General features: G+C 43.3%; 13 protein-coding genes. 2 read left to right on the top strand and 11 right to left on the bottom strand.

Translation table 11 applies throughout. From position 1 onward, the window contains the following. The first annotated feature begins 232 nt into the window (after positions 1 to 232). A complete protein-coding gene (mobF, locus tag ACYTXL_RS21050) occupies positions 233 to 4,054 on the top strand; it encodes a MobF family relaxase (protein ID WP_461926427.1) in 3,822 nt (1,273 codons plus the stop codon). 70 nt (positions 4,055 to 4,124) lie between these two features. Continuing rightward, positions 4,125 to 4,379 carry a hypothetical protein gene (locus ACYTXL_RS21045; RefSeq protein ID WP_461926426.1) on the top strand — a complete coding sequence of 85 codons (255 nt, stop codon included), beginning with the start codon at positions 4,125 to 4,127 and terminating at the stop codon, positions 4,377 to 4,379. Between the two features lie 109 nt (positions 4,380 to 4,488). Here the strand turns inward: ACYTXL_RS21045 and ACYTXL_RS21040 are convergent, their stop codons facing one another. The 11 genes from ACYTXL_RS21040 to ACYTXL_RS20990 form a co-directional block, all read right to left on the bottom strand. Next, a complete protein-coding gene (locus ACYTXL_RS21040; RefSeq protein ID WP_461926425.1) occupies positions 4,489 to 5,736 on the bottom strand; it encodes a hypothetical protein in 1,248 nt (415 codons plus the stop codon). Then, positions 5,729 to 6,145: a hypothetical protein gene (locus ACYTXL_RS21035; protein WP_461926424.1), complete on the bottom strand. Its 417-nt coding sequence runs from the start codon at positions 6,143 to 6,145 to the stop codon at positions 5,729 to 5,731. Before ACYTXL_RS21035 ends, ACYTXL_RS21040 begins: the two co-directional genes overlap by 8 nt. Before the next feature lie 51 nt (positions 6,146 to 6,196). Then, positions 6,197 to 6,559: a four helix bundle protein gene (locus ACYTXL_RS21030; RefSeq protein ID WP_461926423.1), complete on the bottom strand. Its 363-nt coding sequence runs from the start codon at positions 6,557 to 6,559 to the stop codon at positions 6,197 to 6,199. Positions 6,560 to 6,641: 82 nt separating this feature from the next. After that, entirely contained in the window at positions 6,642 to 8,405 is a 1,764-nt protein-coding gene (locus tag ACYTXL_RS21025) for a type IV secretory system conjugative DNA transfer family protein (protein WP_461926422.1), read from the bottom strand. Then, complete coding sequence (locus ACYTXL_RS21020) at positions 8,402 to 9,616, bottom strand: hypothetical protein (RefSeq protein ID WP_461926421.1); 1,215 nt, start codon at positions 9,614 to 9,616, stop codon at positions 8,402 to 8,404. The genes ACYTXL_RS21025 and ACYTXL_RS21020 overlap by 4 nt, the downstream gene beginning before the upstream one ends. 52 nt (positions 9,617 to 9,668) lie before the next feature. Then, on the bottom strand, positions 9,669 to 10,493 hold the full coding sequence (locus tag ACYTXL_RS21015; protein ID WP_461926420.1) for a hypothetical protein: 825 nt from the start codon (positions 10,491 to 10,493) through the stop codon (positions 9,669 to 9,671). A gap of 29 nt (positions 10,494 to 10,522) precedes the next feature. Further along, entirely contained in the window at positions 10,523 to 11,938 is a 1,416-nt protein-coding gene (locus ACYTXL_RS21010; RefSeq protein WP_461926419.1) for a hypothetical protein, read from the bottom strand. Next, complete coding sequence (locus tag ACYTXL_RS21005; protein ID WP_461926418.1) at positions 11,935 to 12,654, bottom strand: hypothetical protein; 720 nt, start codon at positions 12,652 to 12,654, stop codon at positions 11,935 to 11,937. Before ACYTXL_RS21005 ends, ACYTXL_RS21010 begins: the two co-directional genes overlap by 4 nt. Beyond that, a complete protein-coding gene (locus tag ACYTXL_RS21000; protein ID WP_461926417.1) occupies positions 12,651 to 13,709 on the bottom strand; it encodes a hypothetical protein in 1,059 nt (352 codons plus the stop codon). The genes ACYTXL_RS21005 and ACYTXL_RS21000 overlap by 4 nt, the downstream gene beginning before the upstream one ends. A gap of 30 nt (positions 13,710 to 13,739) precedes the next feature. After that, positions 13,740 to 14,579: a hypothetical protein gene (locus tag ACYTXL_RS20995; protein WP_461926416.1), complete on the bottom strand. Its 840-nt coding sequence runs from the start codon at positions 14,577 to 14,579 to the stop codon at positions 13,740 to 13,742. Then, the gene (locus tag ACYTXL_RS20990) at positions 14,576 to 15,799 is read right to left on the bottom strand and encodes a hypothetical protein (RefSeq protein ID WP_461926415.1); all 1,224 of its coding nucleotides are present in this window, start codon (positions 15,797 to 15,799) and stop codon (positions 14,576 to 14,578) included. The genes ACYTXL_RS20995 and ACYTXL_RS20990 overlap by 4 nt, the downstream gene beginning before the upstream one ends. Positions 15,800 to 15,803: the final 4 nt, after the last annotated feature.

The following is a 15,803-nucleotide window of genomic DNA, read 5'->3' as shown; positions in this document are numbered from 1 at the left end:
TTTGCTATATTAAATATCAATTACCTCTTGGAGAAAAAACTAAAAATACAATGAGCGTTAAAATATTTTCACTCGTCATCAAGCGTGGTTACATTTGATGATGTGGGTTAACAACGACATTCAATAGTTATTTAAAGGGTGATTATCTTCCCAGCAGAGAAAATAAACAGAATTTCTGTCAGTGGAATTGAAGGAGTATTAAGTTATGTTTTGTCCAGAGTCAGGGTAAGCCATGCTAACAGCGGCTAACGTCTCCTCAGAGATGGCAGTGAACTACTTCATCAAGAATTACTATCACGAAGGAAAGTCACTTTGGAGTGGTCAAGGTGCTGAAAAATTGGGTTTGTCAGGGGCAGTGGATGACGAAGACGCTTTTAAAAATGTGATTGAGGGGAGATCGCCTGATGGTAAAGAACAGTTAAATGCCAGGGCAGTCAAACCAAAAACGAAGAGAGCTGCATTAGACTGTACATTCTCTGCCCCCAAAAGCGTGAGCTTGATGGCATTGGTAGGTGGGGATACACGTTTAATCGATGCTCACCATCGGGCATTATTTGAAGTAATAAAACTGATGGAAGAACGTTATGCCTATACCAGAGTTACAGAGGGTGACTCACGCCATAGAGTCAACACTGGTAACTTGGTGGTAGCTCAGTTTGACCACATTGAAAGCCGGGATTTAGATCCACATCTGCACACCCATTGTTTGGTGATGAATATGACTCAAACCCCAGATGGTAGATGGTTGAGTCTGGGCAATAATCAGATATTCGCCAATAAGAAATTCTTGGGAATGGCGTATCAAAGTTATCTGGCGCGTGAGGTGCAGAAACTAGGGTATGAAGTGGAGTTTCGTTTACATGGGCAGTTTGATATCAAAGGGTTCAAGTCAGAAGATTTAGAAACGTTTTCTAAGCGACGACAACAAATAATCGCTTTATCTGGGGCTAATTCGACTTGGGCAGAACGTGAGAAAATCTGGGATGATACCCGCCAGCGTAAGCAAAAACTACCAGAATCAGAATTAGTTGCATTCTGGAAGTCAGAAGCTGCGGCGTTAGGGATTAGGTTTGTTAAGCCTTCTTTTACAAGGCAGGATATACCAGCCAATGAGAAAAGTTTGGCAGAGGTTTTGGATTTAGCGATCGCACATCTCAGTGAGAGAAATGTCGCCTTTAGACAAGAGGATTTAGAAAAATTCATCCTAGAAGAACGTTTAGCTTATGATGTAGCAGCGATCGCACCGCTGATTAGAGAACATCAGGAGTTAATCGCTTTGCCAGGGTTGACTCACCAATTTACGACGATGACAGCAGTGCGGCGGGAGTTGGCGACGATTGAGTTGATGCAGCAGGGTCAATGTAAATTTTGCTCCATTTCCCACTCGGAAGTAGTCGAAAACCACTTAGAGAATACCTTACTAAATAGCGGACAGCGCCAAGCAGTAGAATTAGCTGCAACAACATCTGACCAGTTCATTGCATGGCAGGGGGTAGCTGGTGCTGGCAAGACTTTCGCCCTCAAAGAGTTGAAAGCAATAGCCACAGATGCCGGATACACTATTATTGGCTTTGCCCCTAGTTCCTCTGCTGCTAAGGTTTTGAGCGAAGAGTTAGAAATTCAGTCTGAAACTGTTGCTAGGCTTTTGGTTTCGGAACCACAGGAAATTGAACCAAATCAAATCTGGATTGTGGACGAAGCGGGTTTACTCAGTGCTAAAGATGCCCATGCAGTCCTACAAAGAGCTACCTTACTTCAAGCTAGGGTGATTTTAGTTGGTGATACTCGGCAGTTGTCAGCAGTATCAGCAGGTAATCCATTCAAGTCGTTGCAGCAAGCAGGAATCAAAACCGTACACCTCAATGAATCGTTGCGCCAAAAAGACCCTCAATTGAAGCTGGCAGTAGATTTAATCGCTGAAGGTAGAATTGAAGCGGGTTTTGAACATTTGTTAGCAAATGGTTCTATCAAGACTGTTTCTTCAGAATCCAAAATAGAGCAGATCGCCAGTGATTATATAGTAGGGACACCAGAGCAACGAGCCAAAACGCTTGTCTTAGCCGGAACCAACACGGAAAGACTTGCCCTTACCCAAGCGATTCGCTCTCAGTTAAAAGATGAGGGAACTTTGGGAGAAACTGCAACCATCACCCAATTGCAAACCAAAAATCTGACAAAAGTGCAGATGCGGTTTGCCCATAATTTTGAAATTGGGGATGTAGTCATGCCGACACGGGACTATAAACGTCGCGGGCTAGAGAAAGGCAAATTATATGAAGTGGTAGGTCGAACTACTGATAAGTTGACACTAAGAAGTGATGAACGTCAGGTAATGGATGTAGACACGGCTTTTGAGAAAGCGGTTTACCAGAGTCACCAGATTGAAATTGCTGTGGGCGATCGCTTGCAATGGAAGAAAAATGATCGGCAATTGGGACGACGCAACGGGCAGGAATTTACTGTAACAGGGATCGACCTGAACATAGTCCAGATTAAATATGCTGATGAGCGTACTGAACGCATTAGTTTGGCACAGGCGCAAAACTTAGACTATGCCCTTGTGAGTACAACATATAGTAGCCAGGGTAAGACTGCGGATCGGGTGTTAATTTCGGCAGACTTCACCATTGGGCAGGAAAGTTTTTATGTTGCTGCCAGCCGTGCAAGGCATGAATTAAAAATTTACACCGAAGATCCAACGCAGTTGCTCTGGTTAGCGCAACAGTCGAAAGCCAAAGATAATGCTTTGGAATTGCTACGAAAACAGGTTCATAATTCAACTCTTCGCCAGCGCCAACTTTCGCCTCAGCAAGCGATAACTATAAATATAAGTGATGAGCTAGTAGCACCTAGACTGAAGTCTGACCCAGTACTGAAAACTCTTAAATCAGGAGAAGAGCCAGAAACAAAGCTAATTTGTCAAAAAGAGGTGACGACAGAAATACCTGTAGTCAAGCTAAAAGAGATAGAATTACCACCAACCGTTACAAAACCTCATATCTCCAAGCCAGTACTGAAATCTGCTGCCCCAACAGAAGCATTTTGGACACCACATCAAAGTAAAGACATTCCCAATTTTCTTGAACCAAAGCACTGGCAAGAGTTTGAAGATAGCGCTATCCATCCTGATATTGCGGCAAAAAATTTTGAAAGTCTTCAATTCAACTATGCAGGTGGTGAGCATGAGTCTTGGGAAAGACTCATGGTTAGTGAAAAACTTAATCGTACAAATACCGGGAGGTTAACGGAGGGATTAATCAGAGCATATTCTCATCTTGATGCTGGAGGATGGTGGTGTGATGCTGGAGTTGATGCGCGTTCATTCGCTGATTTAACCCCAGGTGATAAACCAACTCTTAAACGATGGGGATGCTACAAGCCAAATCAACCAAGACCCAAAAAAGATGAGAATAATCAAATAATTGAAGGGAAATTCATTAAATATGAGCATCCCCCAAAAGTTGAATTAAGTATCTTCTTGCTAGATGTCCCTGACGATATTGCCGAACGCATTTACTCCAAACACAAGGTGAACCCCAGTGATAGCGATCGCAAATCGGGATTTTGGTACTGTGTTTGGAAATACAACATACCAGCTACGATTACGGAGGGTGCGAAGAAAGCAGCCAGTCTGTTGAGCCAGGGTCATGCTGCCATTGGGCTACCTGGGATTTCAGCAGGATATCGAACTCCCAAAGATGAGTTTGGCAAGAAAATTGGCAAGTCTTATCTGCATGAGGAGTTAGCAGTTTTCGCCACACCTTCTCGAGAAATCAAATTCTGCTTTGACTATGAAACCAAGCCTGAAACGAAGCTCAATATTGAGCGAGATATTTCCGTAACTGGAAGATTATTACAAAAAGCTGGAGCCAAGGTGAAAGTGATTAGCTTGCCAGGGCCAGATAAAGGCGTTGATGATCTTCTCGTTGCTCAGGGGCCACTTATCTTTGAGTTATTAAATCATCAAGCAAAGCATTTAAAGGATTGGCAACAGCAGAATCATTTACAACGTGCTGCCACGATATCACCACCACGTAAGCCGATAGTGTCCTAAACAAAAAACTGCTGGTGCAGTCGAACACAAGGAACAAATTACAACAAATGTCGAGTCACTTTTAAAGCAGATGCTCCAGCATTTAGATAAACAACAACTGTTAGATTTATTTATCGAAGTAGGGAAATATGCTCAAGGTGAAAAAGTCAAAGGTGATCAAGTCAACGAGTTATTTTCTAGAGTTGGTCAAGCTGACTTATCTTTAACTTTTGAACAGAAAATGAATATGGTTCGCCAATTGATTAAAGAGGACAAAGCCCGGATTATGATCTTGTTGGAAATCCCCCAATCCCATGAGAGCAAACAAAGCAGATTTAGACGATAAACACTTCTGAGAGAAAGGGGAAAGGATGTATTCAAAACCTTTCCCCTTTCCCCACAATCCTATTCCCCATCATCATCTCTTACCCGTTCCACTTTTATGACGCAATTTTCTATCTCTTTATACCTCTAGATTCCAAGTTTTGTTGAGCATTGTTTTCAATTTTATTATGTATATCAACAACAGATTGAACTTTATCAAGTGCCTGTAACTGCTGCTCTGAAACATTAGGCGATAAAACTGCATCAGTGAGAACAGCCTCGCCGTTTTTGGCACGAACGATTACATTACCGTCTTGCTGTTCAAAATCAAAAGTTTTACTTTTGAAGCTTCTAGAACCATCAGGGTTATCTTTGCCCAAGATATTCAGCATTGCTTTAACACTCTGTTCAATTGCTTGACCTTTAACATCATCAACAGCAGCCCGTAGTTCAGTTCGAGTATTGTCAATAGCTGACTTGACACCCATAAGGCTTTGATCAACAGTGTTTTTAACACCGTCTACCTGTGTACGTAACTCTTGAGTTAAGTTCCCAATTTGTTGATTGAGTTCATCCCTGACATTATCTGTGTTTTCTCTGACTTCATCTAGTCGGTTAGTAACTTGTTGCTCTATGTGAGCTTTCATCTGTCCAATTTCTTTTCTAAGCTTCGTGACTTCCGGTGTCAGAGCATCCAAAACTTGCTCAAATGCGTTTTTAGCTGTTTTCTTAACCTGACGTTCAACTGACCCAACCCAATTTTGGAGTTTAGTATTTTGGACTTGTGGTAAAAACCATTCATTTACCTGTGACAATGCTTTTTGGGTGTTTTCAATCAACTGTTGCTGCTTCTCCAAGGATTTACTCATTTCGGCAACTTGAGCAGCTAGTTGTGATAAAGATTCGGGTGAAAGCTGTTCTGATTTGATACTATCTACAAGTTTTTGTTGTTCGCTTAGTTTTTTCTGCAATACTTGCACTTGTTTTCCTAAAGCTTCTACACTGTAGATTCGCTCCTTAGTTACAACTTTATTTTTCTGTGATGGGGGAGCTAAACCTAATTTATCTGTCAATACCTCTCCATTTTTAATATGAAATACTTTTTCATTACCAATTTTAATGGAAATTGCCCCTTGAGAATTTTTCGGGTCAGACAGAGCTTTTCTTAAGTTCTCTACTATCGTCGGCGTTAATAAGTTTTTAGAAGGTGATTCTCCTAATGTCCCTTCATAAACTTTGCTAGAGCTAGAGTAAATATGAATATCCTTGCTGGCTTCTAATCCTTTTTCTTTAGCCTTCGCCTGGATAATTTTCAGGAGAGATTCTAAAATTTCTAGATAATCTCGTTTGATCTGTTGAGCTTCGCCATCATCAATCATTATTTTCACCTTTGAGAATTGACTGAATTAACGCATCAGGATTAATCGCTACTTCTGGTAAAACTATCCCGCCAAGTTTATTAAGAACCTGTCTACCTTCAATTTCAATGTAAGCAAATTCTCCATCAATCATAACTGTTATCGATGATGTATTTTTTTCAGCATGAGCTGGGACATAATCTTTCAGAACACCATTTAACACAAAAATATTGGCATCGTCTGCATCGCCGCTATAAACTTCAAGGCACTCAGTCAGATAGTTATCATCAAAAGGTAAGTTATCCCAACTATCAGCAGTGTTTAAAATCTCGCTCGGATATTTATCTGCTAGGGCTGCTATATCTGGAGGTAGTTTAGCAATTTGTTTTCTGTCATAATCGGAGAGAGGGTAAAAATTACTTGGCGACATGAATTTTATCCAGAGAACAGGGAACAGGGAACAGGGAACAGGGAACAGAATTTATTGTTGTAGCTTTTTAATAAGAGCAATAATCATCCGGCTCTCTTCTCGTAGTAAAAGGATAATTGATTCTATGTCAGTTTGGCTACATAATCCTACTCTCTGAGATAAAATAATATGTGTTTCTAATTCGTTAAGTGAACCTTGGGCAATGTTAAGAAATCTGATATACTCAGCCGTTGATCTTCTTCCATAGCCTTCTGCTATGTTAGCTGGAATAGATGCCGCAGACCTTCTGATTTGTTGTACCATTCCATACAACTCATCTTTAGGAAAGAGTTTGGTCAAAAAATAGCATTTCTCAGCTATATCTATCCCTTTTTGCCAAATGTTTAAGTCTTTAAAATCATTAATTTCTGACATATAAAGCCTTCATTTATTACTAATTTTTTCTATTCTCTGTTCCCTGTTCCCTGTTCCCTGTTCCCTGTTCCCTTTTTCTTGCCTAAATCAGACTTGCATATTCTGATAACTGCTCTTGATTTTCTATTAAAGGTAACAATTTTAAAGCCAAGGAGCGGCGGATTTTCATTTCTTCATCTGCTGGAGTTAAGAGAGTAGACTCTTTAGACAAGAACTTTTGAAACTCGTACCAAACTTTCACACTGTCAACTTCAGATTGAATTTCATGTTGAGGAATCTTAATTGATTGCAAGATTGGCAAACTTATTTGACCACGAGAACGAAACCCTGGGCTAATAATTACTGCTTTTCCCTCTGGTAAGGTGTTAAATTGATTGACATCAAATAGCTTCCGGGTACTATTTTGATCAGAATTAGAAGTACTTGCGCCGCCCTTGCCTCCTGATGAGCGAGAACGCTGCTTATACTTAATTTCTTCCTCCCCCAAGAAATTACTAAACCTCTCGGCGGCGACATCATCCTGTGGATTGAAAAATGCCTTGGTAGCGCATCCCCCAAAGATGGCATTAGTTGTGTTTTCACCATAGGATTCAATCAGCATTGAAAGATTTTGTAAACCTAAGATAGAAATTAATCCATCCTCACGGTTCTGGTTGAGCCAGTCAACCAGTGCTGGTAAATATAATGTGGGTAATTCATCAATCCCCAACACAAAAGGACAAGTACGTTTGTTAGCCACATTCCGGCTAACTAATAGATGCAGAATCGAGACTAGCAAAGGGGCAATTACATCACGCTTCTCTTTGTTCATCCCGAAAATCACCATTTGTCGTCCCTTCAAGTCCAGTGGAATATTAGTTTTTCCACAGAAAGCAGCGAGGGCAGAGGGAACCATAAAACGGCTGAACAATCCGCTAGCTGTACCAACAATACTAGCTGCTGTTTCTGGGGAACCGGCGACAGAGACAAACTGCGCGAAAGCCTCTCTGACCATGAAATTCAGATTTTCTGCTTGCTCCATGCGCTTAACTAACTTTGGCAACCCTAGTATTGCTTGGCACATCATGATATCTGGGTACTCTGTGCCCTTTGCCAGCATAAAGACGGCTTGGACTAACTGATCGCCAGCGTTGGTAAAGAAGCTATTTCCAGAATCTTTATCACCGAGTTGGAAATTGCGATTTAGCGTGATTGCTAACTGCCGCGCCATTTCTGAGTCTTCATTGCTACGAAGAAAGTCTATTGGGTTAGCAACTGCGGATTCTGCAAACCCAGGAGCCAAAATAGTAACTTGATAGCCACGTTCGAGAGCATATCCAGCCAGAATCGGGGCTTGTCCTTTAGATGCAGAATAAGCAGATTCTTGCTGTGCATATTTAAAATCGTACAATACTAATGGAAATCCTTGATCTATAGCTGAACGAATCAAAGGATTAATCATTGAAAATGACTTTCCGCTTCCTGGTCCACCACAAACTAGGATGCCTCGCTGTGCCTCTGGGAAGTAAAGGGTTGTTGGATCTTCAGGGATACTCGTTTTCCTGATTCCATTGACAATCTCGCTCCTTGTATTTCTGGGAGTCCCTACATACAGCGATACTCGGTTATGCTTTCGCTTCTGAATTTGCTTACACGCCAATTTCCGAGCTGCCGTTTTCTCTACCGTCCCGCCCCATCTGGCAGTGGCTAACTTGGCTTTCCCTCCCCTACTATCGATGATTTTGGCGATTACAATCACCGCGCCACAAGCGAGTACCCCTAATCCGGCGGGGGAAAATAGCGCCGACTCAATGCCTGGGGGAATGAATTGATTTGGATAGACCTCTGTCTTAGGAGTCTCTGTCATCGCCCAGTGCCCACAATTACCAAATCATTCTCGCTCACGGGCAACCAGGGCACGGGCCCAATGAAGTAAGGAGTGCAAGTTTTCTGTTGGAATGGCGGTCGCGCACAGATCCTAAAGAATAAGCCAAAGTCGGCAGTCCCCTTGGATTCATTAACTCCAGTTAGCGCCACTTTGAATCCCCTACCATACACTAGCCGCCCCGTGGGTTCCTTGCCCCCATTAACTGCTGCTAGGAACCCATAGCCGCCCTTAACTATCTGGGATGAACCAGATGCCCAACGCTTACCATATAAGCCGCCCTGACTGCCAGCAAAATCACCCATTTCTAAATACGAGCATTCCTTGCCGGGAGGACAGGCGACGGGAACGGTGCGGTCGCCTCTGACAACACGTCCAGAAACAAAGTAATTGTTACCTGCCTTTGCATCGCCTTTTTCAGCCGTACCAAGTACAACCGACGCAATCCCCACAACGCCTATATCAGAGCTAATAGGCTGAGGCATTTTATCAAAGGGAACTTGACTTAATTTAGGAATTTGATTGACATAGGCTTGCTGCCATGATTTAAATTTCCCTAACTGAGTTTTGTCCAACCCAGGAATTGAATCAAGCGAATATTTGCTTAGGTCAATCTTATCTAGTGTCAGGTTTGCGGCTTGAGGATTTGAGGCTATGGCTTGAGAAATAGTGCTGCTACCCAGTCCAGCACCATTCTTAGAAAATAGAGCCGCTAATGGGGGAACTTCTGATAGGCTCAGATTGCTTAATTCAGGCATCGCCTTGACCAATGTTTTTGGCGTTTGCCATTGCATTAATCCAAAGTCTTTGAGGGTGGGTTTGGTGGTTGTGGCTGTAGTGGGCAAAGCCACCGTGCTAATGGACTTTAAGCTCAAGGCAGACATCTTAAAGGCATCATCGGCATCGCCCAACATCACAACAGAGTCTACTTTTTGCCCTGCTGTCCACGAACGCGATGGGTCATATCCAAAAACCAAAATCAGGTTTTTAGGTATCTTTAAAAATCCAGGCTGCTGAACGGGCAGCAAAGTATCCCATGTAATTTTCGACCAGTCGGGGGCAGCCGTTTTGTACAAGCCTTGGGAGTAATCAATTGTTGGAGCAACCACTGGGGTGTCCGCCCTTAATGATTTCAAGGTGGAAAGCGGCAGTAACGTGGCCATCGCGGCTAGTAGGAATAGTTTAGATTGCATGATTTTCGTGGGTATTAGTCAGATTTTTTACGAATAAACCTTAACAAATTGCTCAATTTTGCCCCCATTCCAGTAATTGATTAAAGGTGTTTTTGTCAACTCTAGAAAGTGAGATTGCCTCGTCTCTAGTTTTGCCGCGCCGCAATAGTTTAATTGCATCTTGAACTTTATTCCATGTCGTAGATCCGGGTTTAACTTGACCTTTGCGCCCCGCTTCTGCTAGCCCAAAAGCGAGAGCATTGGCATCGTTCCTTTGAATCGCAACCTTTAACGTAGTCCCAGGATTGGGGCGTAAAACGGTAGCGGCAACAGATTGACGCGGCGGGACTGTTATTGTTTGTGGCGACGGCGAGGGCTGCTGGACTACTGGTGGCGCTAATTGCAGCTTTTGAACTGTTAGCGGTAGCGGACGGGTAATTGGCAGGGGTCGATCCGAGTCCGATTTAATCATCAAACTCGTGTAAGCTGGGTTGCCGGTAGCAGGGACTATCTTAAATTGATATTGTTTTTCATTGGTAAGCAATGTAATTTGAGTGCTTCCATTGCTACTAGATGTAACGGGGAAGTTGATCGGGTTAATCTGGCGAAGAAAAATTACGGTCGCCTTGCCTCCTGTACATTCAGAATCGCGGGACTGCTTTGGGCATAAGCCACCGTTCGATGTAAAAGCAAAGCGACTTGGATCGCCAATCCAAACTTGCTTGATAGTTTCCCCGGTAGACATCAAATTAATAGTTAATCCGTAGCCCTTCCACACCTTTAACTCGATAGCGCTGGAGTTTGCATCATTCTCGTAAACCGTTCGGATGGGCATTGCCGACACGCTTGAGGCAGTAGTTATTAAGAGGGTTGTAACAATAGCGAGTTTCTTTAACATTTTTCCTAGTTGCCGTAACATTATCGTGACTACAGCGATATTGTTTGATTAACGAATATTTGCACTGGCTTACCAACGTCAATCACGAACACTTCTTCTCTACCGCTTAACTGTTGCGAACGTGCAACATTTGAATTTTTGATATTGTCGAGAACGCTATTAAATGCACCCTCTCCGAAAGCGGCGGATAAATCTTTTTGACCGTTGGTAGTGGAACTAGTAGAGAAGCCATTAGAGTTGCTGCTGACTTGAGTTATGGGGCGATTTTGTACCTCGGCAGCTTTGGCGACTCCCGCGACGATCCCAGAAATAAAATTGTTACCCAGGTTGCTACCTTTACGGGACTGTGCTTTGAGAAAATTGCCATCCTTAGCCATAATCAAAACAGCGTTTGGCGGTAGCGGCTTCTCTTGCGTGTCGCCATTAGAGTTAATTAGGACTGAAACGCCGCGTAGTTTGGCGAAACCCGAACCATTGGACTCTGCTAGTTGAACAACCAGATAAGCGCCCACGGGTAGTACGTCGCCACCATCAGAAGCCTTTAAGGGTTTCGATATTTTCACTAAGTAGTTCTGGTTGCCAGTATCACCAGCACCCCAGGCGATCGGCGTTTCTAATCTGCCCTCTGCGGTGCTGCCGACGAGTACGCGCTTTGTATTGTAATTAATGGTTGTGTTCTGGGCTATTTGCGTAGCTCCGACTGTGCCTCCTTCTATTCCATTCGTCTTAGTAGGTTCCTCACTTTCTGGCTCCTCGGCTGAACTGCTGAAACTGCCAGCATTGGCAGCAATAAGCCATTGCTGAGTGGGATCTATTTTTGCGACGTTCGCTTGGGGGAGGGGGATCGATTGAGGAGATTGTCTGACTGGCTGGGCAATTTGGGGCTGGGGCTGAGGTTGCAATACTTTAGCTGTGGCAAAGGTTCTAGGCGCTGGATGGCTAGTAACGGAATCAGGCTGTTGTCCGCGCTGCACTGTTCTTAGGGTGGGGGTAACAGGCGCTACAGCTACTGGGGTTGGGCTAGAGGTAGGCGTTGGGCTTGGCTTCTCTTCACGAATCTTTTTAAATTCGTAATTTTGGCTAGTCAGGGCAAGCGCTGTTTTATCCTTGCCTACCTCGTTAACTACTTCTGTTTCTGGCGTTTGCTCGTTGGCTTTGGGCGGCTGCACTTTGTTACTGGAAAACTTCAGCACATTCATTGAGTTGCCTAGCATTGCCCCGATGATCGTCACGAAGAGAAGGCAAATTAGGGCAACAACGCCCATTTTTAAGAGTGGAGACTGTGAGACTGTTCGAGTGGTAACGATTTCCTCTGGTGCGGGGTTCTGTTCTGGTTGAATTGAATCATTAATCGAAGAGGTTTTAGCCCCGTTCATGGCGGCAAAATCTTGCGACTCTATCTCAATAGTTGCCGACGGTAAGGGTTCCTGGCTGTTCTGGATCATAGGTCTAAATCTTGGATTTTATAAATTTCCAACCCAGCTTTCCGAACGCGAGAAGCGGTTTCTTGAACATCGGATGCAAATCTAGGAATGGCAGCCGTATCAATCGCCCTGACGAATACAGTTTTATTGAAAGAGATGGGCTTACCAACTAAATTGCTGCCTTGGAAAACGACAATCTCGGCTACCATATCTACTTTCCATTGCCCATCCTTAATCCGAGTCGGCTGACTGATTAGGCTGACTTTTAGGATTGATTGCGTAGACCCATTAAAGACATCGGGCGGTGTGAGATTACCTATCTCCTCAAGGAATGGTGCGCGAAAATCTTCTGACAATGCAAAGCCTGAAGCCCATGCACTGGTAGTAATCTTGGCTTTCGATGTTGATACCCCAGGATCTAATTTTAATTGTTTGGTGGGGTCTTTCTTGTAATCATCGGTTGGCTTTGGTAGAGCATTCCAACTCAAAAGTCCGGTCATTGTCTGCCCTACAAAATGTGTAATAGCTTGCGGCGATCGCTCCTGGCTACCTATAGGAATAACTCTAATAGATTCGCCATCGTATAACTCCACAAGGGTCGAGGCTTTCGATTTATAAATTGTCCCTATCCGAGCAAAATTGATAATTTCTATGAATAATAAAACCGTTAATAAAACAGCATTGACTATTAGGAATATTGGGGTAAAATTTAACTCTTTCCTCTCTAAGAATTTCATCTTCGTAGTCCTACTGAGAATTTGACCCCACTAGTGAAAGCTGAGAATACAGCCATTCCGCCACCAGTGCCTATGGCTACTGCGAGTAATGGCGAGAAAATGGCTTGCAAAAGTTGCATTAGCAAAGGATTGCTAGAAGGTTTGGAGACTATTGCGCTGGCAATAATACCTACTGTTATGGAGTACGAAATAAGAACTAATGTCAGTCCTAACCAGCCAGACAGCCAAGCGTAAATAGGCTTGCTTTGAAAAGGCAGCAAAGATAGAACTAGGAAGATTGGGGCAGCAAATGCAATCATTAAGAATGACAGTTGGACAATGTACTGAAAAGCTGCCGATACCCCACTGAGAATGACATAAACAAAGCCCTGAATTGCGCTGTTAACTAGTTCGCCGCTAAGGTCTAAGGGGTTCCAACTTCCTCCTCCAGAACCCGCGCCAGTCTTTTCTCTAGCTTTCTGCGCGTCTTTTCGTGCATTTTCCACAGCATCTTTGATGCAAGCTTGTTTCTCGCTCAATTCTTCACCTTCCTGCTTTTTTTCTCTTTTCTTCTCGCAATTAGCTATAGCTAATTGTGCGGCTAAAACAAAGCTTTGATCAGCATTAACATTCCGTATCGCATCTCTCAGGTTTACCCCATTTCTCGTAATACTTAAAATACTCCTATTTAGCCCAGTTGAAACGTTTCTCAAAGCGACTGTTGCATTAGCGAGAAGGAACCCATTATTACTAAGCATTGCAATTACTAGCAAGGGTAAAACCATCTCAGAGATAAAATCAAAACCAAACCCTTCTTCTGCATACTTCCTGTACCAGCCAAATGATGCAAAGCCAATCATCACAACAGCCGCGAGGGTAGAAACAGCGACGACAGCCGTATAAATTGGGCTTGTTCCAGATGCTAATTCTAGCCAATCATTCTCAAACGATTTATAGATTAGGTCTGCGCCTGAGATAGCGCCTTCGACTATTTCGCCTGAATTCGTAGTACCCGTATCTTCTCCAGCTTTTTGCCCTGTCGTTTGGGCAAAAAGAATAACTAAGAACGTTATCATTTGAGTTATCGTAACGTTATTGTGACTCGATTATTGATTCTTCCAGAATGAATCGTTAGCGGCAGCAGATTGGATTATCTGGCGAGTAGCGGCGTTAGATTCCTGATCCTTCGCCGCAGCTTGCTCATCAAGCCTGTCTGAAATATCGGCAAGGTTAATATTTGCAACAGCCAAGGAACGGGATTGCTCTTGTGCTTCTGAGTGGATAGACTTGGCAATCACAACATTTTGCAAGTTTTGAATAGCGACCTTTTTAAGAATGTCTTGGGTAATAACATCCTGTTGGGCGGCGGCAGCATTTTCGCTTGATTGAGCAGTGGCATCATTAGTTATTGCTGCCTCTTGCGATTGCACTCGTTGACCCTCAACTCCTAGTACTGATTCTGACTGACCGCGTGTATATTGCTGGTTCCAATCCTTGATAGCATTGTCGGCTTGAATGCGAGGGTCTAATATCAGCAACGCGCCTTCTTGTTTCTGAATCACTTTCTCGATATTCTTGCCAGCTTTTAGGGGATCAGGAATACCCAAATCGCCAACGCTAGATTCAATTGCCTGGGTTAATTCAGCTGACAACTTGCCCAAACTTTTAGTAAATTCTTTCTGATAATTACTAATGTAAGTCTGCAAGCTGCTATAGATTTGTTGAAATTGAGTTAAGAAAGATTGGTTTTGATTGGTTTGAGCGTTGGCTGGAACGGCATCTTCGCCTAATTCTATATCGACACCGCAATTTATCTTTGAATCGCTAATAAATTTTGCGTATTGAGCTTGGTTGTATTGCCAAACCTGAAAGCCTCCTATTGACACGACACCCGCGAGTATTGCCACCAATAGCTTCGTATGAATGACTGACGATAGAACCTTCATAATGGTTTTCCCTGTTTGATGCACTCGACATAATATTTAGAAAATTCTGCCACCCAGGTAAACTTATCACTGTGAATTTTCTTGAACTTATCTCGCGTTGCTTGTTCTTCTCTGCTATTAGCAACCAACGCCAGCAGGGGATACGAAGGATAATAGCGGCAGCGCACATACTTGTTGTTGTAGTCCAACAGCCACAAAGTATATAGCTGCTGAATATTAGGGACAAAGCTTTCGTTTTTATCAATAATTTCTCTAGGGATGCCCAGTAACTCAGAGAAACTATTAGCCGCACCTGGGACAATGCGCCCAATCAATCGCAATGGCATATTTTGTAATATTTGTTCTCCCGCCTCCGATTTAGCAATAGAAATCACATCCTGCGCCGCCAGAAACACCCGACAGCCTTGTTTACGAGCCGTAGCACATTTCCGACCCGCAAGCCGCGACAAGGCGGAAAAACCCAGCAAGACGCTAGCCTCATCCATAAAAAACACGCTGTTGGGCGACGAAAGGGATTGCCGAGACGCGGCGATATATGCACTCATCCCGAACACTTCTGCATCTTTCCCTGATTGCAGATTAGTCAGAGCAAAGGTAATCAACTGGCTATCTGCCTGGAAGGTTGAAGGCTTACAGATTGCGCTACCAATGCTACTGGCCTGCCAGTACTGTAAGCGCAAGCGGATGTAGTTTAGTGCTTTTTCTACATTGTCATCCTGATAGCCCAAGTAAATACACTCAGGAGAAAAGAACTTCTCCATATCTACTAGGGTGGGAGTATTCGCCCACTCTGGGGTATTAATTCCCGCTTTCCGCGCTAATTCAAATCGCTCTTGGATTTCGGCATCTTCATAAAAAGCTTTTGTACCTAGAGGTATAATAGACTCGATAGTTTGTGATAGCAACCCATCAAACTTTTGCGTTCCTAAAACTAATTGAAGCACAATTAAATTAATATCATTCCGATGGGCTTTTGTTCTTTCCTCCCACTGCGACTCAGGAAGCTTCGATAGGTCTAGCGGTTGTACAAGGTTGTTTGATTCCTTAGAGATATCAAAGTAAAACCCATTAAAGTAGGGCGTGAAGTCTCCAAAGGTTCCTGAACCATCATCATTTGGCAAGTCAATCATTAATACTGACATTCCCAACGCCAAGCATTGATAAATAATAGAGGCAATTATTACCGATTTCCCACTCCCGGTAGTGCCAATTACCATCATGTTT

It is taken from the genome of Nostoc sp. (genome assembly GCF_054880495.1).
This window is presented reverse-complemented; position numbering and strand designations above follow the sequence as displayed.

Excerpts from the sequence above, each read along its gene's own strand:
- mobF (WP_461926427.1), top strand. The coding sequence starts at position 233 with ATGCTAACAGCGGCTAACGTCTCCTCAGAGATGGCAGTGAACTACTTC.
- ACYTXL_RS21045 (WP_461926426.1), top strand. The coding sequence starts at position 4,125 with ATGCTCCAGCATTTAGATAAACAACAACTGTTAGATTTATTTATCGAA.
- ACYTXL_RS21040 (WP_461926425.1), bottom strand. The coding sequence starts at position 5,736 with ATGATTGATGATGGCGAAGCTCAACAGATCAAACGAGATTATCTAGAA.
- ACYTXL_RS21035 (WP_461926424.1), bottom strand. The coding sequence starts at position 6,145 with ATGTCGCCAAGTAATTTTTACCCTCTCTCCGATTATGACAGAAAACAA.
- ACYTXL_RS21030 (WP_461926423.1), bottom strand. The coding sequence starts at position 6,559 with ATGTCAGAAATTAATGATTTTAAAGACTTAAACATTTGGCAAAAAGGG.
- ACYTXL_RS21025 (WP_461926422.1), bottom strand. The coding sequence starts at position 8,405 with ATGACAGAGACTCCTAAGACAGAGGTCTATCCAAATCAATTCATTCCC.
- ACYTXL_RS21020 (WP_461926421.1), bottom strand. The coding sequence starts at position 9,616 with ATGCAATCTAAACTATTCCTACTAGCCGCGATGGCCACGTTACTGCCG.
- ACYTXL_RS21015 (WP_461926420.1), bottom strand. The coding sequence starts at position 10,493 with ATGTTAAAGAAACTCGCTATTGTTACAACCCTCTTAATAACTACTGCC.
- ACYTXL_RS21010 (WP_461926419.1), bottom strand. The coding sequence starts at position 11,938 with ATGATCCAGAACAGCCAGGAACCCTTACCGTCGGCAACTATTGAGATA.
- ACYTXL_RS21005 (WP_461926418.1), bottom strand. The coding sequence starts at position 12,654 with ATGAAATTCTTAGAGAGGAAAGAGTTAAATTTTACCCCAATATTCCTA.
- ACYTXL_RS21000 (WP_461926417.1), bottom strand. The coding sequence starts at position 13,709 with ATGATAACGTTCTTAGTTATTCTTTTTGCCCAAACGACAGGGCAAAAA.
- ACYTXL_RS20995 (WP_461926416.1), bottom strand. The coding sequence starts at position 14,579 with ATGAAGGTTCTATCGTCAGTCATTCATACGAAGCTATTGGTGGCAATA.
- ACYTXL_RS20990 (WP_461926415.1), bottom strand. The coding sequence starts at position 15,799 with ATGATGGTAATTGGCACTACCGGGAGTGGGAAATCGGTAATAATTGCC.